The following is a 24,799-nucleotide window of genomic DNA, read 5'->3' as shown; positions in this document are numbered from 1 at the left end:
GACGAGGCCCGCAAGGCCGCCGACAAGCGCCGCGCCGACGCCGCCCAGCAGGCCGACACCCTCATCGGCGAGGCCACGGCCGAAGCCGAACGGATCACGACGGAGGCCGCCGAGCTCCTGGAGTCGACCGAGCAGGAGGCGCTGCGGCTGCGGACCGAGGCGGAGCAGGTCAAGGTCGACGGCGAGGCGCACGCGCAGGCGCTGCGCAGTGCCGCGCTCGCGGACGCGGACCGGATCCTGGACGAGGCCCGCAAGGCCGCTGACAAGCGCCGTTCCGAGGCGGCCGAGCAGGCCGACGCCCTCGTGGGCGAGGCGACGGCCGAGGCGGAGCGGATCGCCGCGGAGGCCGAGCGCGTCAAGGCGGAGGCGCAGGCCGCGGCCGAGGAGATGCGGGCGGACGCGCGCGCCGAGGCCGACCGCACGCTCGACGAGGCGCGGGAGGCCGGCGCGAAGCGGCGCGCGGACGCCGCCGAGCAGGCGGACCAGCTGATGGCCAAGGCCCAGGAGGAGGCGCTGCGCGCCACCACCGAGGCGGAGGCGCAGGCGGACACGATGGTCGGCGCGGCCCGCAAGGAGGCCGAGCGGATCGTCACCGAGGCGACCATCGAGGGCAACTCGCTGGTGGAGAAGGCGCGTACGGACGCCGACGAGCTCCTTGTCGGGGCGCGCAGCGACGCGACGGCCATAAGGGAGCGGGCGGAGGAGCTGCGCTCCCGGGTCGAGGCGGAGATCGAGGAGCTGCACGAGCGGGCGCGGCGCGAGACGGCCGAGCAGATGAAGACGGCCGGCGAGCGCGTGGACAAGCTGGTGAAGGCCGCGGAGGAGCAGCGGGCGGAGGCCGAGGAGAAGGCCAGGGAGCTGGTCTCGGAGGCGACTTCGGAGGCGAGCAAGGTGCGCATCGCCGCCGTGAAGAGGGCCGAGGCGCTCCTGAAGGAGGCCGAGCAGAAGAAGGCCTCGCTCGTCGCGGAGGCGGAACGGATCAAGGCGGAGGCCGAGCGGGAGGCCGAGAAGACGGTGTCCGAGGGCAAGCGCGAGCTGGACGTGCTGGTGCGCCGGCGCGAGGACATCAATGCCGAGATCTCCCGTGTCCAGGACGTCCTGGAAGCGTTGGAGTCTTTCGAGACGCCGTCCGGCGGTGACAAGTCCGCCGCGCGGGAAGGGGCCAAGGCAGCCGCCGCCGTGGGGTCCACCCGTTCGGGTGGCAAGTCCTCCGACGGCTAGCCACTCAAAAGGCTGGACATTCTCCAGATCAAACGGGCATACGCTCGATGACACGCCGCTTCGACCCCTAGGATTCCCTCTAACACCTCACCGGTCTCATTCGACAGGAACCCCATGAGCGACACTTCCTCCCCCTTCGGCTTCGAGCTCGTGCGGCGTGGTTACGACCGCGGTCAGGTGGACGACCGCATTACCAAGCTCGTCGCCGACCGTGACAGTGCTCTGGCCCGAATCACCTCTCTGGAAAAGCGCATCGAGGAACTTCACCTCGAAACGCAGAACGCCCAGGCGCAGGTCAGCGACGCCGAGCCGTCGTACGCCGGTCTCGGCGCCCGCGTCGAGAAGATCCTCCGGCTCGCCGAGGAGGAGGCGAAGGACCTGCGCGAGGAGGCCCGTCGCGCCGCCGAGCAGCACCGTGAGCTGGCCGAGTCCGCCGCCCAGCAGGTCCGCAACGACGCCGAGGCGTTCGCGGCCGAGCGCAAGGCGAAGGCCGAGGACGAGGGCGTCCGGATCGTCGAGAAGGCGCAGGGCGAGGCCAACTCGCTGCGTGCCGAGGCCCAGAAGGACGCGCAGTCGAAGCGCGAGGAGGCCGACGCGCTCTTCGAGGAGACCCGCGCCAAGGCCGCCCAGGCCGCCGCGGACTTCGAGACGAACCTGGCCAAGCGCCGCGAGCAGTCCGAGCGCGACCTGGCCTCGCGTCAGGCGAAGGCGGAGAAGCGCCTCGCGGAGATCGAGCACCGGGCGGAGCAGCTGCGCCTGGAGGCCGAGAAGCTGCGTACGGACGCGGAGCGCCGGGCCCGTCAGACGGTGGAGACCGCGCAGCGCCAGGCCGAGGACATCGTGGCCGACGCGAACGCCAAGGCGGACCGGATCCGCAGCGAATCGGAGCGCGAGCTGGCGGCGCTGACGAACCGCCGCGACTCCATCAACGCGCAGCTGACCAACGTGCGCGAGATGCTGGCGACGCTGACCGGTGCCGCGGTGGCGGCGGCCGGCTCCCCGATCGACGACGAGCGCACCGCGGGCGTCCCGGCCCAGCAGTCGCGCTGACCGAAGCCCCGGGGTTCCGACGCGTGGCAAAACCCCCCGTCACTCCGGTGGCGGGGGGTTTTGCGTGCCCGTACGTTGGTACGCATGATCGAGCTTGAGGGCCTCACCAAGCGCTACGGGCGGAAGACGGCGGTCGACCATCTCACCTTCACCGTACGGCCGGGCCAGGTCACCGGCTTCCTGGGGCCGAACGGGGCGGGCAAGTCGACCACGATGCGGATGATGCTCGATCTGGACAACCCGACGAGCGGGACGGTCCGGATCGACGGCCGGCACTACCGGGAGCTGCGGGAGCCGCTGAAGTACATCGGGGCGCTGCTCGACGCCAAGGCGATGCACGGCGGCCGCTCCGCGTACAACAACCTGCTGTGTCTGGCCCAGGCGAACCGCATTCCGCGGCGGCGGGTCGACGAGGTGTTGGAACTGGTGGGTCTGACGCCGGTCGCGAGGAAGAAGTCGAAGGGGTTCTCGCTCGGCATGGGCCAACGCCTGGGAATCGCCTCGGCGTTGCTGGGGGATCCCGAGATCCTCATGTTCGACGAACCCGTCAATGGTCTGGACCCCGAGGGAATTCACTGGATCCGCAATCTGATGAAGGCGCTGGCCGCGGAGGGCCGGACGATCTTCGTTTCCAGCCATCTCATGAGTGAAATGGCGCTGACGGCCGATCATCTGATCGTGATCGGGCAGGGAAAGCTGCTGGCCGACACGTCGATGGCGGATTTCATCCAGCGGAATTCCCGGAGTTACGTCCGGCTGCGCTCGCCGCAGCAGGAACGCCTGCGGGACGTGCTGCGCGCAGGCGGTTTTGTCGCGGTCGAGGCGGGCGGCGGGGTCCTGGAGGTCGACGGGACGACGACGGAGCGGCTCGGCGAGCTGGCCGCCGCGCACCAGATCGTGCTGCACGAACTGAGTGCCCAGCGGGCCTCCCTGGAGGAGGCCTTCATGCGGATGACGGCGGGCGCGGTGGAGTACCACGCGCACGGGACGGACGTACACGGCGGCGGTGGCGCGGCCGTGCCCCGCTGGGGCGAGAGCTTCGAGGGAGCCTGAACGATGGCAGCGGCATCCGCGGTCCTCCGGTCGGAGTGGACCAAGATCCGGACGGTCTCGTCGACGGTGTGGACGCTGGCGAGCGCCCTGCTGGTGACGGTGGCGATGAGCGCGGCGCTGTGCGCGCTGATGAGGTCGGAGTTCGACAACCTCTCCGAGGTGGAGCGGGCGACCTTCGACCCGACCTTCCTCAGCTTCTCGGGGATGGTGCTCGGGCAGCTGGCGATGGTGGTCTTCGGGGTCCTCGTGGTGGGCACCGAGTACTCGTCGGGCATGATCCGCACGTCCCTGGCGGCCGTGCCGCAGCGGGCGAGCTTCCTCTTCTCCAAGATCGCCGTGGCCGGTGCGCTGGCCCTGGCGGTGGGGCTCGCGACCAGCTTCCTGTCCTTCTTCCTCGGCCAGGCGCTGCTCGGCGAGCACCGCACCACCCTCGGCGCGGACAACGTGCTGCGCGCGGTGGTCGGCGGCGGGCTCTACATGGGCCTGATCGCGATCTTCTCGATGGGCGTGGCGACGATGCTGCGGTCCTCGATGCTGTCGCTCGGCATCCTGGTGCCGTTCTTCTTCCTGATCTCGCGGATCCTGTCGGCGGTGCCCAAGGCCAAGGAGGTCGCCCGCTACTTCCCCGACCAGGCCGGCTCGAAGATCATGCAGGTGGTGCCGGACGCGATGGGCTCGGAGAAGGCGCCGTACGGGCCGTGGGGCGGCCTCGGGATCATGCTGCTCTGGGTGGCGGCGGCGCTGATCGGCGGCTATCTGGTGCTGAAGAAGCGCGACGCCTGAGGGGGACCCGAGAAGTCCCCGGATCCGCCCCTGAGACATCCCGGATCCGACCCTGAGACGTCCCGGACCCGACCCTGGTCCGCCCCCCAGGTCACGATTCACGCATCGGTGGAACCGTGAACGGCTGGATAAGCTCTTCGCTCGTACGGGGGGCTCCGGCCGCCGGCCGTGACGCCCCGACGACGACCTGACCTGTCGATGGGGCTGGAGAATGATCGAGGCAGTCGGCCTGACGAAGCGCTACGGCGCCAAGACGGCCGTGTACAACCTTTCCTTCCAGGTGAGGCCCGGGCACGTCACGGGCTTCCTGGGTCCCAACGGCTCGGGCAAGTCGACGACCATGCGCATGATCCTCGGCCTGGACCGGCCGACGTCCGGGCATGTCACCATCGGCGGGCACCCCTTCCGGCAGCTTCCGAACGCGCCCCGGCAGGTCGGCGCGCTGCTCGACGCCAAGGCGGTGCACGGCGGGCGCAGCGCCCGCAACCACCTGCTGTCGCTCGCCCAGCTCGCCGGCATCCCGGCGCAGCGGGTCGACGAGGTGCTGGGCGTCGTGGGCCTCCAGGACGTCGCCAGGCGCCGCTCCAAGGGCTTCTCGCTCGGCATGGGCCAGCGGCTCGGCATCGCGGCGGCGCTGCTCGGCGACCCGCAGGTGCTGCTCTTCGACGAGCCGGTCAACGGCCTCGACCCGGAGGGCATCCTCTGGGTGCGCAACCTGATGAAGAAGCTGGCGGCCGAGGGCCGCACCGTCTTCGTCTCCAGCCATCTGATGAGCGAGATGGCGCTGACCGCGGACCATCTGATCGTGATCGGCCGCGGGCAGCTGCTCGCGGACATGAGCGTGAAGGACTTCATCTCGGCGAACTCGGCGGACTTCGCCCGGGTGCGGACCCCGCAGACCGAGCCGCAGCAGCGGGAGAAGCTGACCGCGGTGCTCACCGAGGCCGGCGCCGGCGTGCTGTCCGAGCCGGACGGCGCGCTGCGGGTCACCGGCCTCCCGCTGCCGCGGATCAGCGACCTGGCGCACGAGGCGGACGTACGGCTGTGGGAGCTGTCCCCGCACCAGGCGTCGCTGGAGGAGGCGTACATGCGGATGACGCAGGGCGCGGTGGACTACCGCTCCACCGACGACCGCCTGGCCCACCTCCAGCCGCCGCTGCCGCCGCACCTGCGGCACCAGCGGCAGGACCAGGGGTACGTGATCCCCGAGGTGCCGCAGCAGGGCTGGTACGCCCCGCCGCCGCCCGGACAGAACCCGTACGCGCAGAGCCCGGACGCGCCGGCCCCGGGCGGGCAGAACCCGACCGCGCCGAATCCCTCCGCGCAGAGCCCGGACCAGAGCCAGAACCCCGAGGACGCCCGATGACCGCCCCGACCCCGCAGCCGGCCCCGTACGCCTACGTCTCCCCCATCCCGGTCCGCCGGGCGCACCTCGGTGACGCGCTGGCCTCCGAGTGGACCAAGATCCGCTCGGTGCGCTCCACGATGTGGACGGTGGGGATCATGGTGCTGCTGATGCTGGGCATCGGCCTCGCGGTGGGCGCGGTCGCCGCCGCCGCGGGACCGGAGATGTCGGAGGAGTCCGCGCTCGGGCTCGGCTTCTTCGGCATGCTGCCGGCCTCGATCTGCGTGATGACGCTCGGCGTGCTCAGCATCAGCTCCGAGTACGGCACGGGCATGATCCGTACGACGCTGACCGCCTGCCCCAGCCGGTCGCGGGTGCTCACGGCGAAGGCGATCGTCTTCTTCGTGCTGGTCTTCACGCTCGTCACGGTGATGGCGGCGGTGGTCGCCGCCGCCCAGGTGGCCCTGGTCGACGCGGTCGAGCCGACCGGCGCGCAGTGGCTGCGGGCCACCGTCGGCGTGGGGCTGTTCCTGGCGCTGCTCGGACTGCTCGCGATGGCCGTCGGCGCGATCATGCGGCATTCGGCGGGTGCGATCACGGTGATGATCGGGGTCCTGCTGCTGCCGCTGGTGGCGGCGCTGTTCATGTTCTCCGAGGCGCTGCGCTCGGTGCAGGAGACGCTGTTCATGTACGCGATCCCGTCGCAGATGATCGCGCTCTACAGCGAGGCGGCGCCGTTCAACGACCAGGGTCCGGCCGGCTGGGAGCCGGTGCTGATCATGGCCGGGCTCACGGCGGCCGTGCTCGGTGCCGCGTTCGCGCTGCTCAACAGCCGGGACGTGTAGCCGGCGGACACCCGTTCGGAAGGCCCGGGACGCCGGGCCTCAGTACCGAGGCGCGTTGCGGGACCGCTGCACCCGGGTGGTGCGGCGGTCCTTCGCGTTCCAGCACGCCTTGTGCCAGTGGCGGCGGTCGTCGACGCCGCCGTACTCCGGCCAGGCCACCAGGTGCGGGGCGCCGGACGGGATCTCCTGGTCGCAGCCGGGGCAGCGGTAGCGCTTGCCGGGCGCGCTCGCCCCGGCCACGAGGCGGACGTACCACTCCTCGCCCTGCCAGCTCTCGGTGCGCTGCACACCGCCGTACCGCTCTCCCGGATCACCCTGTGCTGTGGGCTTCGCGCCGCCACGGGGGCGGTTGTGGCGCGGGGACACTTCGACACCTCACTGGGGGGTACGGGAACACGGACGGTTCCGTCCAGCGTACGGGCCGCGACGGGGTGCCCCCTGCCCCGCCCGACGGGGATCAGCGGAAAATCGCAAGAACTTCATGAAGGGCCGTTGCCTTTGGCACGTGTCAGACGTTGTTGCCGGTACGTGGGGAAGTCCGAGGGGGAGACGCGCCGTCCGCGAGGAGGCAGATTCGATGCGCGTGGGTACGTTCGTACTGGCCGCCCAGTTCCCGGGGCAGGGCCAGGGGGAAGCACTGCATCGCGCGGTGCGGACCGCCGAGGTCGCCGAGGAGGCGGGGCTCGACTCCGTCTGGCTGGCCGAGCACCACTTCGTGCCGTACGGGGTGTGTCCCTCGGCCGTCACCCTGGCGGCACTGCTCCTGGGCCGCACCCGCCGGATCCGGATCGGCACGGCGGTCAGCGTGCTGCCGAGCGTGCATCCGGTGGCGCTGGGCGAGCAGGCGGCGCTGCTGCACGTCACCTCGGGCGGCCGGTTCACCCTCGGGGTGGGCCGGGGCGGGCCCTGGGTGGACCTGGAGGTCTTCGGCTCGGGACTGCCCGCGTACGAGCGGGACTTCCCCGAGTCCCTCGATCTGCTGCTCCGCTGGCTCTCGGAGCCCCGGGTCGGCGCCCAGGGGGAACGATTCGCTTTCCGCGAGGTGGCGGTCGTGCCCGCGCCGGGCGAGCTCATCGGCGGCCCGGCCGCCCCCGAGGTGGTGGTCGCCTGCACCTCGCAGCGCAGTGTGCGGCTGGCCGCCGAGCGGGGCCTGCCGATGCTGCTCGGCATGCACTGCGGGGACGAGGAGAAGGCCGAGATGGTGGCCTGCTGGCAGCGGTACGCGCGGGAGGCGGGGCGCGACCCGGACGAGATCGCGCGGATCGGCGCCGGCCATGTGTCGGCCGGCGTGGCCCAGATCGCCGACCGCGCCGCGGACGCGGCGGAGGCGCTGGTGAAGGCGATGCCCGGCTGGCTGAAGCAGGGCCTGGACGCGCATGTGACCGTGGACGGCCGCCGGCGCGCGATGCGTGACCCGGTCGCGTACACGGAGCTGCTGTGCGGGCTGCACCCGGTGGGCACGCCCCGGAGTGCGGCGGACCGGCTCGCGGCGACCGCCGAGCGTACGGGCATCACCCGCTTCGCACTGCTCGCCGAGGGCTCGGGCGACCTCGCGGCGACGGAGGAGAACGTGCGGCGCCTGGGCGCCGAGGTGCTGCCCCGGCTGGTGTGACGGCTCATCGCCTGGTGACGGTTCACGGTGGTGCGGGACCGTGCCGCCGCCCCGGCATCCCTTGCGTTCTCCCGCGATGCGGAGCGGCGACACCAGGCCTGTCAGCAGTCGCGCAGTTCCGGCGACTGGTTGAGAAGCTGCCCCCGGATGGAGGTGAAGCGGGCGAGTCGCTCGTCCACCGACGGGTCCAGCGGGAAGACCGCCACCCGGTGGCAGTTCTGGAAGGCGAGACGTACCCCGAAGTGCCGCTGCAGCGCACCGCGGATGGCATCGCTCGCGAGTGCACGCAGCAGCTGGCCGCGTGCCTGCTCGTCCGGCGGCGGCGTCTGGTTGTCGGCGAACTCTCCGCCGTCGACCTTCAGCTGTGCCACCAGAGAACTGATCATCTCCCATGCGTAGGGCAGGGAGGTCCGGACGCAGTCGACGAAGTCGGCTTCGTCGACCTCGCCTCGCTCGGCCTGTTCCAACAGCGCCGGTGAGACGTCGAGCGACATGGGTTCTCCTCTCGCGACCCCGCGAGCGGGGTCTTGCGGGCAGGGACAGGGGCCGGCGGCGCGCACGCAGCGTGCACGGGCGACGACCTCCTGTCCTCCACGGTAAGGGCCGGGTCCTGACCGCACCAGGAGATTGGGCACACAACCGGCCAATAAGCGACGGGTGTTGGGCGTACGCCCGGCGGGCGTTACGGACCGAATCGCGTAGAGCGGCGTACGTCTTGTAGCGTTGCGGACCATGCGTCTCGTCATTGCCCGTTGCTCCGTGGACTACGCGGGCCGGCTCACGGCCCACCTGCCCTCCGCCCCCCGTCTGATCCTGGTCAAGGCCGACGGCAGCGTCTCGATCCACGCGGACGACCGGGCGTACAAACCGCTCAATTGGATGTCGCCGCCCTGCACGCTGAAGGAATCCGTCGACGGCGAGGCCGTGGAGAACGGGGCGGCGGCGGTCTGGACCGTGATCAACAAAGCGGGCGAGAAACTGATCATCACGATGGAGGAGATCCTCCACGATTCCTCGCACGAGCTGGGTGTCGACCCGGGTCTCATCAAGGACGGCGTGGAAGCGCACCTCCAGGAGCTCCTCGCGGACCGCATCGAGACGCTGGGCGAGGGCTGGACGCTGGTCCGCCGCGAGTACCCGACCGCCATCGGCCCGGTGGACATCCTGTGCCGGGACGCCGACGGCGCGACGGTCGCGGTGGAGATCAAGCGGCGCGGCGAGATCGACGGCGTGGAGCAGCTGACGCGCTATCTGGAGCTGCTCAACCGCGACCCGCACCTGGCGCCGGTGAAGGGCATCTTCGCGGCCCAGGAGATCAAGCCGCAGGCCCGGGTGCTCGCGACCGACCGCGGGATCGACTGCGTGGTGCTGGACTACGACGCGCTGCGCGGGATCGAGGACGACAAGCTGCGGCTGTTCTGACCCCCGGTACGTACGTACGGAAACGCGTACGGGACACGCGTACGGGATACGTGTCGAAGGCCCGGGTGCGGTGAGCGCACCCGGGCCTTCGGCGTGAGCGGGTCAGGCCGGGGCGCCGCTGCCGGTGGAGGGAGCGGACTGGGAGCCGGAGGCCGAGGCGGAGGTGGAACCACTGGGGGTGCCGGCGTCGGTGGGCGTCGGGGTCGCCGTCTCCGTGGGCGGGTCCGTGGGCGGGGTGGTCGAAGGGGACGGCGGCGTGGGCTTCGGGGACGGCGATCCCGTCGGCGACATCGTCGGGCGCGGCGGCGACTTCGTCGGGTCGCCCGGCTCGCCGCTGTCCGTCGCGGACGGCGAGTCCGTCGGTCGCGGGGAGCCGGTGGCCGGGCCGGTCGCGCCCGGGGACGCCGTGCCGGTCGGGCCGGGGGACGCCGGGCCGGAGGGGCGGTCGGTCGCCTCGTCGGCGGGCTCGGTCTCGCCGCCGGTGCCGTCGTCCGTGCCGTCCGGGGTCGCGGTGCGGTCGGAGGTGACCCGGTCGGCTCCGGGGTCGGTACCGTCGCCGGAGGTGGCGCCGAGGGTCACCACGGTGCCGAGGACGGCGACGAGGAGGGCGCCCGCGCCCACGGCGGTCAGGTTGCGGCGGGCTCCGGTGAGGATGCCCTTGCGCAGGCCGCCGGGCCGCTCGTCGTCCGGGGCGGGGGCCGGAGCCGGGCCGGGTCCCGGGCCGGAGCCCACGGCACCGCCCACGGCGCCGACGCCGGCCGGGGGCTCCGCCATGAAGGCCGGGAAGGAGCGCGGCGGGGTCGGCGGGGCGAGGTCGGGGAAGGCCGGCTTGGCGGGCTTGGCCGGGAGCGGGGCGGTCACCGGGATGCCGCGGGGCGGCGAGGCGGGGCCTTCGCGGCGCGGCAGGGCCGGGGGCCGGGGGCCCGACGGGGTGGCGGCCGACATGCCCGCGGCCGGTGTGCCCGCGGGCGGCGTGGCCGGGGCGGCGGGTTCCACCGGGGCGGTCTCGCCGGCCAGGTCGGCGACGAGCGCGAGGGCCCGGCGGCCGGCGACGGTGCCGCGCTTGTCGGCGAGCGCGCCGCGCAGGGCGATGGAGGCCTCCAGCTCGGCGCGGGCCCGCTGGAGGCTGCCCCGGCAGAGCGCGAGGATGCCCAGCTCGTGGTGGAAGAAGGCCTCTTCGGCGACCTCGCCGGCCAGGCGGGCGGCCTCCTGGCCGCCGCGCAGGACGCGTTCCCAGGCGCTCCAGTGCAGGCCGGCGGCGAAGGCGGGCGCGGCGGCGCGGGCGAGCTGGACGGCGGTGGCCGGGTGCTCGGGTGCGGTGCCGGGGACGAGCGCGGTGAGGGCGGCGAGCAGGGAGTCGGCCTCGGCGGTGGCGCGCTCGGGGCTGACGGAGGGATGTCCGGCCCACCAGGCGTAGTGCTGGGCGACGGTGTGGGCGCGGGCCGCGGGGTCGGGTTCGTAGTTCCGCGCGAGCAGCTGGGTGAGGACGCCGGCGGCGAGCCGGTAGCGGGTGCCGACCGGGGAGAGCAGGCCGCAGGACATGAGCTCGCCGACGGCGGCGTCGGCGTGGGTGTCGCCGACGAGGGCGGGCAGGTGCGCCTGGTGGGGCACCTCGCCGCCGAGGGCGACGGCGAAGCGCAGGGTCTCCTGGGCGGCGCGGCCGAGCCGGGAGGCGAGGAGGGCGGCCGGGGCGGCGCCCTCGCCGAGGCTGGGCAGCGGTATGTCGCGGACCTCGACGTCGGGGTCATCGGCGGGGCCCGAGGCCGCGCGGGGGGCGGTGCCGGTGCCGCCGGAGGGGCCGAAGGCCTCTTCCAGGGCGCCGAAGGCGTCGAACTCGGCGGGGCCGACGCGGAGCCGGTCGCGCTGCCGGAGGAGGGCGCCGGCCTGGACGAAGCGGAGCGGCAGTCCTTCGGACTCGAACCAGAGGTCGCCCGCCCAGTTGGCCTCGTCCTCGGTGAGGGAGCGGCCGACGGCGCTCTCCAGGAGGGTGACGGCGGCGGCGCGGCCGAGTCCGGGGAGCTCGACCTCTTCGAGGGCGGCCTCGGGCGAGGCGGCGGGGGTGTCGGGGGTCGCGGCGAAGAGGAAGGCGCAGTCGGGGGTGGCGGCGAGCAGTTCGTCGAGGGCGGCGCCGCCGAACTCCAGGTCGTCGACGACGACGATGGCGCCGATGCCGCGGACCTCGATGAGGAGTTCCTCGCGGTCGGGCCGGTAGCCGGGGGCGTGCTGGACGGCGTGGAAGAGCTCGTACAGCAGGTCGGTGGGGGTGCGGTGGTGGCCGGAGAGCCGGACGACGCCGTCGGGGGCGATGTCGGCGCAGTCGGCGGCGACGGCGTCGAGGAGGGTGGTGCGGCCGGAGCCGGCGGGGCCGGTGAGCCGGGCGGAGCGGCCCCGGCGGAGGTGGTGGACGAGCTGGTCGCGCTGTTCCTGCCGTTCGAGCAGCGGAAGGGCGGGGGCCGCGGGCCCGGGCGGTACGGGCGGGTTGGCCGCGCGGGCGGCCTCGGCGCGCTCCCGGTCGGTGCGGCGGCGGGGGGCGGGGGGCTGCTCGCCGGGCGGGCAGACCTCGATCTCGCTGCCGTCGAGGGGGTTGACGTTGAGCAGGAGGCCGCCGGAGACGAGCCGGGCGGTGCGCACCCGGGCGGGGGCGGTGGACGCGGGCGTGGGTACGGCGTGTCCGGGGCGGGTGTCCGCGCCCTCGGCGTCGTGACCGTATTCCTCCGGTCCCCGGTTGATCGGGTCCATGGTCCAAGCTCCCAAGCGGCGGGCGATGTGCAGGCGAGCCGACCCTAGACGGTTGTCCGACCTCCGGGAACAGTCGGGGTGGCACCGAGCCCAAGACGTCACGGTCTTGTGAGGATTGCGCGTGACGCCTGGTTCTCACAGTGGCTTCACAGCCGCGTGTCGCGGCTGTGACGTGACGTCCGTTCAGACCCGGGGCAGCGACTCGGCGGCCAGGCCGCCCTCGATGGCGAGGATGCGGTGCAGCCGGGTGGCGACGAGCAGGCGCTGCATCTGGGGCGGCACTCCGCGCAGCACCAGCCGGCGGCCGCAGCGGCCGGCCCGGCGGTGGGCGCCCATGATGACGCCGAGCCCGGTGGCGTCCCAGGAGTCGAGGCCGGTCAGGTCGAGCACGAGGTCGCCGACGCCGTCGTCGACCGCCGAGTGCAGGACCGTTCGGGCGTCCGCCGCGCTGCGGACGTCGAGGCGGCCCCCGACGACCAGCTCGGTGTGGTCGCCCCTGATGTGCATATGCGCTCCCCGGGAGTGCTCCGTCGTGTGCCCGTCCACGCAACGCTTGACTGCCGGATGGGCAGAAGCGTTGCGCCTTGTAAGCGAACCGATATCGAAATTCACCCCTGAGGGCGATGGTGCGGGGGCGGTCGGACCCCTGTGCGGAACCGCCGTGCGGCTCAGTAGCTGTAGAAGCCCTGCCCGCTCTTGCGGCCGATGTCACCCGCGTCCACCATCCGGCGCATCAGCTCCGGCGGTGCGAACTTCTCGTCCTGGGTCTCGGCGTAGATGTTGCTGGTGGCGTTGACGAGGATGTCGACGCCGGTGAGGTCGGTGGTGGCGAGCGGGCCCATGGCGTGCCCGAAGCCGAGCTTGCAGGCGATGTCGATGTCCTCGGCGGTGGCCACGCCCGACTCGTAGAGCTTGGCGGCCTCGACGACGAGCGCCGTGATGAGGCGGGTGGTGACGAAGCCGGCCACGTCGCGGTTGACGACGATGCAGGTCTTGCCGACGGACTCGGCGAACTCACGGGCGGTGGCGAGGGTTTCGTCGCTGGTCTTGTAGCCGCGGACGAGCTCGCAGAGCTGCATCATCGGGACCGGCGAGAAGAAGTGCGTGCCGACGACGGCCTCGGGGCGCTCCGTCACCGCGGCGATCTTGGTGATCGGGATGGCGGAGGTGTTGGAGGCGAGGACGGCGCCGTCCTTGGCGACCTTGTCGAGGGCGCGGAAGATCTCGTGCTTGACCTCGAGCTTCTCGAAGACGGCCTCGACGACGACGTCGGCGTCGGCGACGGCGTCGAGCTCGGTGGTCGCGGTGATCCGGCCGAGCGCGGCCTCGGCGTCGGCGGCGTCGAGCTTGCCCTTGGCGACGAAGCGCTCGTAGGAGGTCTTGATGGCGTCGGTGCCCCGGGTGAGCGCGGCGTCGGTGACGTCGCGCAGGACGACGTCCCAGCCTGCCTGGGCCGAGACCTGCGCGATGCCGGACCCCATGAGTCCGGCCCCGATGACGGCGAGCTTCCTGGCCACGTCTTCCACCCCTCAATGCCCACGACAACTGTTCACTTCTGGCTCTCCGGCGGAGATTAGCGGGCGCGGGCGGCGTTGTGACCGAGAAGTAAGGCGCGTCACGTCCCGTTTGACGGACGTCACACTCGCGACAGGCCGGTTACGCCCGCACGGCGTAGCGCCGCACCCGGCGCCGTGACCATCGGCACAGGCACGGTCCGGAAGGCCGGCGCGAAACTAGGGTGGTCGCATGGTCAATCTGACGCGCATCTACACCCGCACCGGCGACCAGGGCACCACCGCCCTGGGCGACATGAGCCGGACCGCCAAGACCGATCTGCGGATCGCGGCCTACGCCGACGCCAACGAGGCCAACGCCGTGATCGGCACGGCCGTCGCCCTCGGACAGCTCGACGAGGAGGTCGTGAAGGTCCTCGTCCGCGTCCAGAACGACCTGTTCGACGTGGGCGCGGACCTGTCCACGCCGGTCGTCGAGGACCCGAAGTACCCGCCGCTGCGGGTGGAGCAGTCCTACATCGACAAGCTGGAGGCGGACTGCGACCGCTTCCTGGAGCCGCTGGAGAAGCTGCGCTCCTTCATCCTGCCCGGCGGCACGCCCGGTGCGGCGCTGCTGCACCAGGCGTGCACGGTGGTCCGGCGCGCGGAGCGCTCGACCTGGGCGGCCATGGAGGTGCACGGGGAGACGATGAACCCGCTGACCGCCACGTACCTCAACCGGCTCTCAGACCTGCTCTTCATCCTTGCGCGGACCGCCAACCGGGAGGTCGGCGACGTCCTGTGGGTGCCGGGCGGCGACCGCTGAGCCCTTCCCGGCCCTCTTCTCCTCCGGGGCGTGCGCCGGTGCCTTCTCCGACGCCCTGCGCGCCGTCTCCTCCGGCGCCTTCTTCGGCCAGATCGCGTAGCTGAGGGCGATCAGGCCGTGGATCCCGACGGCCCGCCAGGCCCCGTACAGCCAGCTCTTCAGCGAGGACGTGTCGCCGGCGTCGCCGACGTACCACATCGCGCCGAGCAGCAGGGCGGACGCGACCGCGCCGGCGACCACCGAGCCGAGCCAGACCTCGCCCTCGTGGCGGGCACGGGCCCGGCCGTACCTCGGCGGGCCGGCGGGCCTCGGGCCGCCGCCCAGGCGGTGGGCGGCATGGCCGTCGAGCCACTTCACGGTGCGGTGGCCGTGGCCGACGGTGTAGCCGATGTAGACGGCGGCCAGGCCGTGCCGCCAGCTCGGCTCGGCACCGTTCTTGAGGTCGACCGCGGTCACCACGAGCAGCAGGACCTCGAGGAGCGGCTCGCAGAGCAGCAGCGCGAGGCCGGTGCGCGGCATCTTCAGCAGATAGCGCGTGGCGAGGCCCGCGGCGAGCAGCACCCAGAATCCGACCTCGCAGACGACGATGAGCGTGACGATCACGACCAGGCTCCTTCCGGTCTCCCCCGTTGTCCCTCCCAGCCTTCCGTGCCGCCGAGCGCGTTTCGTCGTCGCGAGCGACGAGGTGCGTCTACATCCTTCGACGGAGGGACGGCGCGCCGCGAATCGGCCCGGACGGCGACGTCCCGGCGGCCCGCGGCGTGTTGGATGGGGGGGTGAGACTCCCCCGCCCGCACCGCGTCGACCTGCTCATCGCCGCCTGTGGTCTGGCCTGCGGCCTGCTGCTGTGGGGCTTCGGCATGGTGGTCCGTACGGACGCCGTCGTCGAGACCCGCTGGGCGCCCCTGGTCCCGCTGCTCGTGATGACCGCGGCGGAGACGGTCCGCCGCACCCTGCCGCGCACGGCCCTGCTGGTCGGCACGGTCACCGTCGTGGCGAACGAGTTCACCCACGGCAACGTCCTGACCATCCTGATGTTCACGGACGTGGTCTACGCCGCCGTCGTGTACGGGCCGCCCGCCTCGGCCCGCCGCATCCCGTACACCACGGGTCTGATCACCGTCGGCGTCACCATCGGCTTCCTGGTGTGGTGGCAGAACGCCATCGCCCTCCTGATCGGCCTGGCCAGCGGCATCGTCTGCTTCCTGCCGGCACTCACCGGCGCCGTGGTGCGCAACCACCGGCAGGCCGCCGACGCCGCCCGGCTGCGCGCCGAACAGACCGCCCTGCTCGCCGAGATGGACCGCACCCAGGCGGTGGTCGCCGAACGCGCCCGGATGGCCCGCGAGCTGCACGACATGGTGGCCAACCACCTCTCGGCGATCGCCATCCACTCCACGGCCGCGCTGTCGCTCGACGACCCCGGCACCACCCGGACCGCGCTGGGCGTGATCCGGGAGAACAGCGTGGCGGGTCTCGCCGAGATGCGGCGGCTCATCGGCCTGCTGCGGGACAGCAGCGGTGACGCCGAGCCGGCCGCCGCGCCCACCCTCGCGGGCCTGGACGCGCTGCTCGACCAGGCCAGGACGAACGGCTCGACCAGCGGTCTCACCTTCACGCTCGACGACACCCGCGAGGAGACGGACGAGCGGCTTCCCGCGCCGGTCGAGCTCGCCGCCTACCGGATCGTGCAGGAGTCGCTGACCAACGCCCTCAAGCACGCCTCGGCCGGACCGGTCGCCGTGCACCTGGCCCGGGACGCCGGTGCGCTGACGGTCCGGGTGACCAGCCCCTTCGGGGACCGTCCCGGTCCTCGTGCGCCGGGCTCGGGGGCCGGGCTCGTCGGCATGCGGGAGCGGGTGGCGCTGCTCGGCGGGGAGTTCGAGGCGGGGCCCGTGCCGGACGGGGACGGGACGAAGACGTGGCAGGTGCGGGCCGTGCTGCCCGCCGAGGAGAGGACGCCGGAGGGATGACGATCCGGATCGTGGTCGCCGAGGACCAGAGCGCGGTACGGGCGGGGCTCGTGCTGATCCTGGGCAGCGCGCCCGACATCGAGGTGGTGGGCGAGGCGGCGGACGGTGAGCGGGCGGTGGAGCTGGCCCGCGAGCTGCGCCCCGACCTGGTCCTGATGGACGTACAGATGCCGAAGCTCGACGGGGTGTCGGCGACCCGGCAGGTGGTGGCGGAGGGGCTCGCCGACGTGCTGGTGCTGACCACCTTCGACCTCGACGCGTACGTGTTCGGGGCGCTGCGGGCGGGTGCGGCGGGCTTCCTGCTGAAGAACACGGACGCGAAGGACCTGGTGGAGGCGGTGCGGACGGTGGCGCGCGGCGAGGGTCTGATCGCGCCGGCGGTGACCCGGCGGCTGATCGCCGAGTTCGCCGCGCCGAGCCGGCCGGCCCCGGCGCCTCCGGGTGTCCTCGACACGCTGACGCCCCGGGAGCGGGAGGTGCTGGCGGCGCTCGGCGCGGGGCTGTCCAACGCGGAGATCGCGGTACGTCTGGAGATGGCGGAGGCAACGGTGAAGACCCACGTGTCGAAGGTGCTGGGCAAGCTGGAGCTGCGAAGCAGGGTGCAAGCGGCGGTTCTGGCCAGGGAGTTGGGATTGTAGGCGCGGTGGGTGACGTTGGTCTGGACCTCTTGACGATTGGTCCAGACCTTCCTACGCTCGCGGGGCGCGCGCATCTCCACGGACCACCCCCACCTTTGTCCGTCCGCAACTTGAGGAGCACCGTTGAGCACTCAAGCACCGACGCGCAGAGCGGGCTTCAGACACCGGATCGCCGCCGGTCTGACCGCCCTCGCCCTGCCCCTGGCCGCCATGGTCGGTCTCGCCGCCCCCGCCGAGGCGGCCACCTCCGCCACCGCCACGTACACCAAGGTCTCCGACTGGGGATCGGGCTTCGAGGGCAAGTGGACGGTGAAGAACACCGGCACCACCACCCTCTCCTCCTGGACCGTGGAGTGGGACTTCCCCTCCGGCACCACGGTCACCTCCGCCTGGGACGCCACCGTCACCGGCTCCGGCACCCACTGGACCGCCAAGAACGTCGGCTGGAACGGCACCCTCGCCCCCGGCGCCACCATCTCCTTCGGCTTCAACGGCACGGGCTCCGGCTCGCCCAGCGGCTGCAAGGTCAACGGCGGCTCCTGCGACGGCTCCACCCAGCCCGGCGACAGCGCCCCCTCCGCCCCCGGCACGCCCGTCGCCTCGGCCGTCACCGACACCTCGGTGAAGCTCACCTGGACGGCCGCCACCGACGACAAGGGCATCAAGAACTACGACGTCAGGCGCGGCGGCACCACCGTCGCCACGGTCACCGGCCTGACGTACACCGACACCGGGCTCACCGCCGGCACCGACTACAGCTACACCGTGGTCGCCCGCGACACCGCCGACCAGACCGGCCCGGCCAGCGGCGCCGTCTCCGTGCGCACCACGGGCGGCGGGGGCAACCCGCAGCCCGGCAGCACGGTGAAGATGGGTTACTTCACCAACTGGGGCGTCTACGGCCGCAACTACCACGTCAAGAACATCGTGACCTCGGGCTCCGCGTCCAAGATCACCCACATCAACTACGCCTTCGGCAACGTCCAGGGCGGCAAGTGCACCATCGGCGACGCCTACGCCGACTACGACAAGGCCTACACCGCCGACCAGTCCGTCGACGGCGTCGCCGACACCTGGGACCAGCCGCTGCGCGGCAACTTCAACCAGCTGCGCAAGCTGAAGAAGGCCTACCCGCACATCAAGGTCCTCTGGTCCTTCGGCGGCTGGACCTGGTCCGGCGGCTTCGGCCAGGCCGTGCAGAACCCGACCGCCTTCGCCCAGTCCTGCTACGACCTGGTGGAGGACCCGCGCTGGGCCGACGTCTTCGACGGCATCGACCTGGACTGGGAGTACCCCAACGCCTGCGGTCTGACCTGTGACACCAGCGGTCCGAACGCCTTCAAGAACATGATGCAGGCCATGCGCGCCAAGTTCGGCGCGAACAACCTGGTCACCGCGGCCGTCACGGCCGACGCCTCCGCCGGCGGCAAGATCGACGCCACCGACTACGCGGGCGCGGCGCCGTACATGGACTGGTTCAACGTGATGACGTACGACTTCTTCGGCGCCTGGGCGGCGAAGGGCCCGACGGCCCCGCACTCCCCGCTCACCTCGTACCCCGGCATCCCGCAGGCGGGCTTCAACTCCGCCGAGGCGATCGCCAAGTTCAAGGCCAAGGGCGTCCCGGCGAACAAGCTGCTGCTCGGCATCGGCTTCTACGGCCGGGGCTGGACCGGAGTCACCCAGAAGGAGCCGGGCGGCGCCGCCACCGGACCCGCCGCCGGCACCTACGAGCAGGGCATCGAGGACTACAAGGTCCTCAAGAACTCCTGCCCGGCCAACGGCACCGTCGCCGGCACCGCCTACGCCCACTGCGGCACCAACTGGTGGAGCTACGACACCCCCGCCACCGTCACCTCGAAGATGGGCTGGGCCAAGAACCAGGGCCTGGGCGGCGCCTTCTTCTGGGAGTTCAGCGGGGACACCTCCAACGGCGAGCTGGTCGGCGCCCTCAACAGCGGACTGAGCTGACCGTCCGCACGACGATCCGGTGGGCCCCGCCCCCCAGCAGGGCGACGGCCCCCCGGTATCCCTCCCCCGCGTCCAGGTCGTACAGCCGCACCCTCCGGTGCGGCTGTACGCCGTCCCGCCCCCGCCAGCCGAGCAGCTCCGCCGGCCGGTCGGGGGCCGAGACGGTGAGCCGCGCGGGATCCACCCGCAGCCCCTCACCGGTCGCCTTCAGGACCGCCTCCTTGCGCACCCAGTACGCGGTGAAGGCGGCCGCCCGCTCCGGCTCCGGTACGCGATCGAACACGGTCCGCTCCTCGCCGGACAGCACCGGCAGCGGCAGCCCGGCCAGATCGGTGACCCGCTCCACGTCCACCCCCACCGGGGTGCCCGAGGTCAGCGCCACCGCCACCCGCTCCCCCGAGTGCGAGAGCGAGAACTCGACCGGGGCGTCCTCCAGGTACGGCTTGCCGTGCGGGCCGGCGGCGAAGACGAGCCCCGCCGGATCCCGGTCCAGGACCTCGCCGAGGACCCGCCGCAGCAAGGCGTGCGCGGTCAGGTACAGCGCGCGGTCGGCCTCCCGCAGCAGCGACCCGTACACCCGTCGCTCGCGGTCGTCGAGCAGCCGGAGCCGGTCCGGGGAAACGGAAACGGCCCGGGCGGTCCACACATGGCACTCACCGGGCCGTACAGAGGAATCGACAAGGGGATCAGGCGACATTGACTCGTTGCCCCGGGGGCGCCGCCTCCAGCCAGGCCAGGAAGCCGGTGAGCGCGTCCTCGCTCATGGCCAGCTCCAGGCGCGTGCCGCGGTGCAGACAGCCCTGGATCACGGAGTCCGAAAGGAGGGCCAGCTCCTCCTCGCCCTCCGGCATCCGGCGCTCCAGGACCTCGATGGCCGAGCGCTCCAGGACGCGGCGCGGGCGGGGCGCGTACGAGAAGACACGGAACCAGGCGATCTCGTCACCGCTGTAGCGGGCGACGCCGTACACCCAGCCCTTGCCGGTGGTGTCCGGCGTCTCCGGCACGTTCCAGCGCAGGGAACAGTCGAAGGTGCCGCCGGCGCGCTGGATCAGCCTCCGGCGCAAGCCGAAGACGAAGAGCCCGATCACCACCAGTGCGACGACCAGGCCGCAGACAAGCAGCGCGAGGAACATCTTCACCGACCTCCTCGCCGCTTCCCGTGACCGGTGGACCCGGTCTGACCGAATACAACCTGCATCTGCATCGCCTCAGCCGCGGCACGGTCTGGAACATTCCAGTCGTGCCGCGGCTGAGGAAACAACTCTCGGCGCGGTCCGCTAGCGGACCGCTACCGCGCGCAGCCGGACCTCGGCGCGCCGCTCGGCGGCGGCGTCCTCCTCGGCCTTGGCCCGCTCCAGCGCGCGCTCGGCGCGCTGGGCGTCGATCTCGTCCGCCAGCTCGGCGATCTCCGCGAGCAGAGACAGCTTGTCATCGGCGAAGGAGATGAAACCGCCGTGGACGGCGGCCACGACCGTGCCGCCCTCGCTCGTGCGGATCGTCACCGGGCCCGACTCCAGCACACCGAGCAGCGGCTGGTGACCGGGCATGACGCCGATGTCGCCGGAGGTGGTACGCGCGATGACCAGGGTGGCCTCGCCGGACCAGACACTCCGGTCAGCGGCGACCAGCTCGACGTGCAGCTCAGCAGCCAAGGTTGGCTCCTCGGGTCACCACCCGGCGGTGCTGCCGGGTGTTGGGATCAATTCTAGTGGGCGTGGCGAGGGGGGCGGGACCGATCCCGCCCCCCTCAGGCGAGCACGGAGCTCAGGAGACGCCGAGCTCCTTGGCGTTCTTCTTGAGGTCCTCGAGACCACCACACATGAAGAAGGCCTGCTCCGGGAAGTGGTCGAACTCTCCGTCGCAGATCGCGTTGAACGCGGAGATCGACTCGTCGAGCGGAACGTCCGAACCGTCCACACCGGTGAACTGCTTCGCCGCGTGGGTGTTCTGGGACAGGAAGCGCTCGACACGCCGCGCGCGGTGGACGACGAGCTTGTCCTCCTCGCTCAGCTCGTCGATACCGAGGATCGCGATGATGTCCTGGAGGTCCTTGTACTTCTGCAGGATGCCCTTGACCCGCATGGCGGTGTCGTAGTGGTCCTGCGCGATGTAACGCGGGTCCAGGATCCGGGACGTGGAGTCCAGCGGGTCCACGGCCGGGTAGATGCCCTTCTCGGAGATCGGACGGGAGAGAACCGTCGTCGCGTCGAGGTGGGCGAAGGTGGTCGCCGGCGCCGGGTCGGTGAGGTCGTCGGCGGGGACGTAGATCGCCTGCATCGAGGTGATCGAGTGACCACGGGTCGAGGTGATGCGCTCCTGGAGGAGACCCATCTCGTCGGCCAGGTTCGGCTGGTAGCCCACCGCGGAGGGCATACGGCCGAGCAGGGTCGACACCTCGGAACCGGCCTGGGTGAAGCGGAAGATGTTGTCGATGAAGAACAGCACGTCCTGCTTCTGCACATCGCGGAAGTACTCCGCCATGGTCAGACCGGCGAGGGCCACGCGCAGACGGGTGCCCGGGGGCTCGTCCATCTGGCCGAAGACCAGCGCGGTCTTGTCGAGAACGCCGGCCTCCTCCATCTCGACCATGAGGTCGTTGCCCTCACGGGTGCGCTCGCCGACGCCCGCGAAGACCGACACACCCTCGTGCAGCTTCGCCACACGCATGATCATTTCCTGGATCAGAACGGTCTTGCCGACACCGGCACCACCGAACAGACCGATCTTTCCACCCTTGACGTACGGGGTGAGGAGGTCGACGACCTTCAGGCCGGTCTCGAACATCTCGGTCTTGGACTCGAGCTGGTCGAAGGCCGGGGCCTTGCGGTGGATCCCCCAGCGCTCGGCGTCCGCGACCGTGGAGGGGTCCTCGTTGAGGACCTCGCCCAGGGTGTTGAACACCTTGCCCTTGGTGACGTCACCGACGGGCACGGTGATCGCGTCGCCCGTGTCGGTCACCGGGGCCTGGCGGACCAGACCGTCGGTGGGCTGCATCGAGATGGTGCGGACCATGCCGTCACCAAGGTGCTGCGCGACCTCGAGGGTCAGCGTCTTGGTGCCCTCACCGGACGGGTCCGGCACCTGGACGTTCAGCGCGTTGTAGATCTCCGGCATCGCGTCGACGGGGAACTCCACGTCGACGACCGGGCCGATGACCCGGGCGACGCGGCCCGTGGCGGCGGCCGTCTCAACAGTGGTCGTCATTACTTGTCACTCCCCGCGGTCGCGTCGGCCAGGGCTGCGGTGCCACCGACGATCTCGCTGATTTCCTGGGTGATGTCGGCCTGGCGGGCCGCGTTGGCAAGTCGGGTGAGGTTGGTGATCAGCTCACCCGCGTTGTCGGTCGCCGACTTCATCGCGCGCCGCGTGGCGGCGTGCTTCGAGGCCGAGGACTGAAGCAGCGCGTTGTAGATGCGGCTCTCGACGTAGCGCGGGAGGAGGGCGTCCAGGACGTCCTCCGCCGAGGGCTCGAAGTCGTACAGCGGACGGAGCTTGTCCGTCTCGCCGGCCTCCTTCGCGACCTCGTCGAGGCTGAGGGGCAGCAGCCGGGCCTCGACCGCCGTCTGCGTCATCATCGAGACGAACTCGGTGTAGACGATGTGGAGCTCGTCCACGCCGCCCTCCGCCGTCTCCTTCTCGATCGCCTCGATCAGCGGTTCGCCGATCTTCTTGGCGTCCGCGTACGTCGGCTCGTCCGTGAAGCCGGTCCACGTGTCGGCCAGCTTGCGCTCACGGAAGTTGAAGTGCGCGACGCCTCGGCGGCCGACCACGTAGATGTCGACCTCCTTGCCCTCGCCCTCCAGCTTCCGGATGAGCTGCTCCGCCGCCTTGATGGCGTTGGAGTTGAACGCGCCGGCCAGACCGCGGTCGCTCGTGAGGAGCAGGACCGCGGCGCGGGTCGGGTTCTCCGCCTCGGTGGTCAGCGGGTGCTTGTCGTTGGCGCCCGTGGCCACCGCGGTCACCGCGCGGGTGAGCTCGGTGGCGTACGGGGTCGACGCCTGCACCTTGCGCTGCGCCTTGACGACGCGCGAGGCGGCGATCATCTCCATCGCCTTGGTGATCTTCTTCGTCGCGGTGACGGATTTGATGCGACGCTTGTAGACCCGGAGCTGCGCTCCCATGAGTCAGGTCCCTTCCGTCGTCACTTCGAGACGTTGACGGCGGAGGCGTCGTCGCCGAGCAGCTTGCCGTCAGAGGTCTCGAACTGCTTCTTGAACTCCGCGATCGCGTCGCCGACGGACTGCAGCGTGTCGTCCGACATCTTGCCGCCCTCACGGATGGAGGTCATGAGGCCCGAGTGGTTCTGACGCAGGTACGTCAGCATCTCGGCCTCGAAGCGGCGGATGTCGGCGACCGGGACGTCGTCCATCTTGCCGGTGGTGCCGGCCCAGATGGAGACGACCTGGTTCTCCGTGGCCATCGGCTGGTACTGCGGCTGCTTCAGCAGCTCGACCATGCGCTGACCGCGCTCCAGCTGCGCCTTCGACGCGGCGTCCAGGTCGGAACCGAAGGCGGCGAACGCCTCCAGCTCACGGAACTGGGCCAGGTCCACGCGCAGACGGCCGGAGATCTGCTTCATCGCCTTGTGCTGGGCCGAGCCACCGACACGGGAGACGGAGATACCGACGTTCAGGGCCGGACGCTGACCGGCGTTGAACAGGTCGGACTCCAGGAAGCACTGGCCGTCCGTGATGGAGATGACGTTGGTCGGGATGAACGCCGAGACGTCGTTGGCCTTGGTCTCGACGATCGGCAGACCGGTCATCGAACCGGCACCCAGCTCGTCCGAGAGCTTGGCGCAGCGCTCGAGCAGGCGGGAGTGCAGGTAGAAGACGTCACCCGGGTAGGCCTCACGGCCCGGCGGGCGGCGCAGCAGCAGCGACACGGCGCGGTAGGCGTCGGCCTGCTTCGACAGGTCGTCGAAGACGATCAGGACGTGCTTGCCCTGGTACATCCAGTGCTGGCCGATGGCCGAGCCGGTGTACGGGGCGAGGTACTTGAAGCCGGCCGGGTCGGACGCCGGGGCGGCGACGATCGTCGTGTACTCGAGCGCACCGGCCTCTTCGAGGGCCGCGCGCACGGACGCGATGGTGGAGCCCTTCTGGCCGATGGCGACGTAGATGCAGCGGACCTGCTTGTTCACGTCGCCCGAGCGCCAGTTGTCGCGCTGGTTGATGATCGTGTCGACGGCCAGGGCGGTCTTGCCGGTCTGGCGGTCACCGATGATCAGCTGACGCTGACCACGGCCGACCGGGGTCATGGCGTCGACGGCCTTGTAGCCGGTCTCCATCGGCTCGTGGACCGACTTGCGCTGCATGACGCCGGGCGCCTGCAGCTCGAGGGCGCGGCGGCCCTCGGTCGCGATCTCGCCGAGACCGTCGATCGGGTTGCCGAGCGGGTCGACGACGCGACCCAGGTATCCCTCACCGACGCCGACGGAGAGGACCTCGCCGGTGCGCTGCACCGACTGTCCCTCCTCGATGCCGCTGAACTCGCCGAGGACGATCGCACCGATCTCGCGCTCTTCCAGGTTCAGCGCGAGGCCGAGAGTGCCGTCCTCGAACTTCAGCAGCTCGTTCGCCATGGCCGAGGGAAGACCCTCGACCTTCGCGATACCGTCGCCGGCCAGGCTGACCGTGCCGACCTCCTCGCGCGAGGCCGCGTCCGGCTGGTACGACTGGACGAAGTTCTCCAGCGCGTCCCGGATCTCCTCCGGCCGGATCGTGAGCTCCGCCATCTGGGTTCCCTGCTCTCCTTGTTGGGCCCGAAGTTTCTTAGGGGGTCTGGGGGCCGACCCCCAGGAATCTTCTGCAATCTCTGCACGGCCC

At 71.6% G+C, this 24,799-nt stretch carries 23 protein-coding genes and 1 pseudogene; 12 read left to right on the top strand and 12 right to left on the bottom strand.

The genetic code is table 11. The features are described from left to right. From ABTZ91_RS07785 to ABTZ91_RS07760, 6 genes and pseudogenes are all read left to right on the top strand, one after another. Positions 1–1,221, top strand: a pseudogene (locus ABTZ91_RS07785) (hypothetical protein); the annotation flags it as partial. Between the two features lie 114 nt (positions 1,222–1,335). Next, on the top strand, positions 1,336–2,271 hold the full coding sequence (locus tag ABTZ91_RS07780) for a cellulose-binding protein (protein WP_352076228.1): 936 nt from the start codon (positions 1,336–1,338) through the stop codon (positions 2,269–2,271). 84 nt (positions 2,272–2,355) lie between these two features. Further along, on the top strand, positions 2,356–3,324 hold the full coding sequence (locus ABTZ91_RS07775; RefSeq protein WP_352076227.1) for an ATP-binding cassette domain-containing protein: 969 nt from the start codon (positions 2,356–2,358) through the stop codon (positions 3,322–3,324). A gap of 3 nt (positions 3,325–3,327) precedes the next feature. Continuing rightward, positions 3,328–4,107, top strand: a complete 780-nt coding sequence (locus ABTZ91_RS07770) for an ABC transporter permease (protein ID WP_352076226.1) — start codon at positions 3,328–3,330, stop codon at positions 4,105–4,107. Between the two features lie 211 nt (positions 4,108–4,318). After that, the gene (locus tag ABTZ91_RS07765) at positions 4,319–5,473 is read left to right on the top strand and encodes an ATP-binding cassette domain-containing protein (RefSeq protein WP_352076225.1); all 1,155 of its coding nucleotides are present in this window, start codon (positions 4,319–4,321) and stop codon (positions 5,471–5,473) included. Beyond that, positions 5,470–6,297 carry an ABC transporter permease subunit gene (locus ABTZ91_RS07760; protein WP_352076224.1) on the top strand — a complete coding sequence of 276 codons (828 nt, stop codon included), beginning with the start codon at positions 5,470–5,472 and terminating at the stop codon, positions 6,295–6,297. The genes ABTZ91_RS07765 and ABTZ91_RS07760 overlap by 4 nt, the downstream gene beginning before the upstream one ends. Positions 6,298–6,336: 39 nt before the next feature. Here the strand turns inward: ABTZ91_RS07760 and ABTZ91_RS07755 are convergent, their stop codons facing one another. After that, complete coding sequence (locus ABTZ91_RS07755; RefSeq protein WP_345485597.1) at positions 6,337–6,663, bottom strand: ATP/GTP-binding protein; 327 nt, start codon at positions 6,661–6,663, stop codon at positions 6,337–6,339. Between the two features lie 211 nt (positions 6,664–6,874). Here ABTZ91_RS07755 and ABTZ91_RS07750 point away from each other — a divergent pair, with 211 nt between their 5' ends. Next, entirely contained in the window at positions 6,875–7,909 is a 1,035-nt protein-coding gene (locus ABTZ91_RS07750; RefSeq protein ID WP_352076223.1) for an LLM class flavin-dependent oxidoreductase, read from the top strand. Between the two features lie 101 nt (positions 7,910–8,010). Here the strand turns inward: ABTZ91_RS07750 and ABTZ91_RS07745 are convergent, their stop codons facing one another. Beyond that, positions 8,011–8,403, bottom strand: coding sequence for an SCO5389 family protein (locus ABTZ91_RS07745; protein ID WP_351666312.1), 393 nt, complete (start codon positions 8,401–8,403; stop codon positions 8,011–8,013). Positions 8,404–8,641: 238 nt separating this feature from the next. On the opposite strand from ABTZ91_RS07745, the gene nucS reads away from it, so the two are divergent. Further along, on the top strand, positions 8,642–9,331 hold the full coding sequence (gene nucS / locus ABTZ91_RS07740) for an endonuclease NucS (protein WP_345485599.1): 690 nt from the start codon (positions 8,642–8,644) through the stop codon (positions 9,329–9,331). Positions 9,332–9,433: 102 nt separating this feature from the next. Here nucS and ABTZ91_RS07735 read toward each other — a convergent pair whose 3' ends face one another. The 3 genes from ABTZ91_RS07735 to ABTZ91_RS07725 form a co-directional block, all read right to left on the bottom strand. Continuing rightward, positions 9,434–12,070, bottom strand: coding sequence for an ATP-binding protein (locus tag ABTZ91_RS07735; RefSeq protein WP_352076222.1), 2,637 nt, complete (start codon positions 12,068–12,070; stop codon positions 9,434–9,436). A 183-nt stretch (positions 12,071–12,253) separates the two neighbouring features. Continuing rightward, positions 12,254–12,577 carry an STAS domain-containing protein gene (locus tag ABTZ91_RS07730; RefSeq protein ID WP_352076221.1) on the bottom strand — a complete coding sequence of 108 codons (324 nt, stop codon included), beginning with the start codon at positions 12,575–12,577 and terminating at the stop codon, positions 12,254–12,256. Positions 12,578–12,738: 161 nt separating this feature from the next. Next, complete coding sequence (locus ABTZ91_RS07725; RefSeq protein ID WP_352076220.1) at positions 12,739–13,587, bottom strand: 3-hydroxyacyl-CoA dehydrogenase family protein; 849 nt, start codon at positions 13,585–13,587, stop codon at positions 12,739–12,741. Between the two features lie 229 nt (positions 13,588–13,816). Here ABTZ91_RS07725 and ABTZ91_RS07720 point away from each other — a divergent pair, with 229 nt between their 5' ends. After that, on the top strand, positions 13,817–14,389 hold the full coding sequence (locus ABTZ91_RS07720; RefSeq protein WP_352076219.1) for a cob(I)yrinic acid a,c-diamide adenosyltransferase: 573 nt from the start codon (positions 13,817–13,819) through the stop codon (positions 14,387–14,389). Here the strand turns inward: ABTZ91_RS07720 and ABTZ91_RS07715 are convergent. After that, a complete protein-coding gene (locus ABTZ91_RS07715; RefSeq protein WP_352076218.1) occupies positions 14,309–14,992 on the bottom strand; it encodes a hypothetical protein in 684 nt (227 codons plus the stop codon). The genes ABTZ91_RS07720 and ABTZ91_RS07715 overlap by 81 nt on opposite strands. A gap of 173 nt (positions 14,993–15,165) precedes the next feature. Between ABTZ91_RS07715 and ABTZ91_RS07710 the strand changes: the two genes are divergently transcribed. From ABTZ91_RS07710 to ABTZ91_RS07700, 3 genes are all read left to right on the top strand, one after another. Further along, on the top strand, positions 15,166–16,362 hold the full coding sequence (locus tag ABTZ91_RS07710) for a histidine kinase (protein ID WP_352076217.1): 1,197 nt from the start codon (positions 15,166–15,168) through the stop codon (positions 16,360–16,362). Then, on the top strand, positions 16,359–17,000 hold the full coding sequence (locus ABTZ91_RS07705) for a response regulator transcription factor (protein WP_352076216.1): 642 nt from the start codon (positions 16,359–16,361) through the stop codon (positions 16,998–17,000). The genes ABTZ91_RS07710 and ABTZ91_RS07705 overlap by 4 nt, the downstream gene beginning before the upstream one ends. Before the next feature lie 123 nt (positions 17,001–17,123). Further along, positions 17,124–18,971, top strand: coding sequence for a glycosyl hydrolase family 18 protein (locus ABTZ91_RS07700; protein ID WP_407077915.1), 1,848 nt, complete (start codon positions 17,124–17,126; stop codon positions 18,969–18,971). Here ABTZ91_RS07700 and ABTZ91_RS07695 read toward each other — a convergent pair. The 6 genes from ABTZ91_RS07695 to atpA all read right to left on the bottom strand — a co-directional run bounded on the left by ABTZ91_RS07695 (position 18,952) and on the right by atpA (position 24,708). After that, the gene (locus tag ABTZ91_RS07695) at positions 18,952–19,617 is read right to left on the bottom strand and encodes a 4'-phosphopantetheinyl transferase superfamily protein (protein ID WP_352076215.1); all 666 of its coding nucleotides are present in this window, start codon (positions 19,615–19,617) and stop codon (positions 18,952–18,954) included. The genes ABTZ91_RS07700 and ABTZ91_RS07695 overlap by 20 nt on opposite strands. Before the next feature lie 40 nt (positions 19,618–19,657). Further along, entirely contained in the window at positions 19,658–20,104 is a 447-nt protein-coding gene (locus ABTZ91_RS07690) for a DUF2550 domain-containing protein (protein WP_352076395.1), read from the bottom strand. Positions 20,105–20,248: 144 nt separating this feature from the next. Beyond that, positions 20,249–20,623, bottom strand: a complete 375-nt coding sequence (locus tag ABTZ91_RS07685; RefSeq protein ID WP_352076214.1) for a F0F1 ATP synthase subunit epsilon — start codon at positions 20,621–20,623, stop codon at positions 20,249–20,251. 112 nt (positions 20,624–20,735) lie between these two features. Then, positions 20,736–22,175: a F0F1 ATP synthase subunit beta gene (gene atpD / locus ABTZ91_RS07680; protein ID WP_345485611.1), complete on the bottom strand. Its 1,440-nt coding sequence runs from the start codon at positions 22,173–22,175 to the stop codon at positions 20,736–20,738. Then, a complete protein-coding gene (locus ABTZ91_RS07675; RefSeq protein WP_345485612.1) occupies positions 22,175–23,092 on the bottom strand; it encodes a F0F1 ATP synthase subunit gamma in 918 nt (305 codons plus the stop codon). The genes atpD and ABTZ91_RS07675 overlap by 1 nt, the downstream gene beginning before the upstream one ends. A gap of 20 nt (positions 23,093–23,112) precedes the next feature. Beyond that, positions 23,113–24,708 (bottom strand): F0F1 ATP synthase subunit alpha, encoded by a 1,596-nt coding sequence (atpA, locus tag ABTZ91_RS07670; protein ID WP_352076213.1) that lies wholly within the window; start codon positions 24,706–24,708, stop codon positions 23,113–23,115. Between the last annotated feature and the right edge of the window lie 91 nt (positions 24,709–24,799).

Source organism: Streptomyces sp. NPDC126499, from assembly GCF_040302485.1.
Lineage (GTDB): Bacteria > Actinomycetota > Actinomycetes > Streptomycetales > Streptomycetaceae > Streptomyces.
Note: the sequence above shows the minus strand (reverse complement) of the source record. Positions and strands in the feature narration are given on the sequence as shown.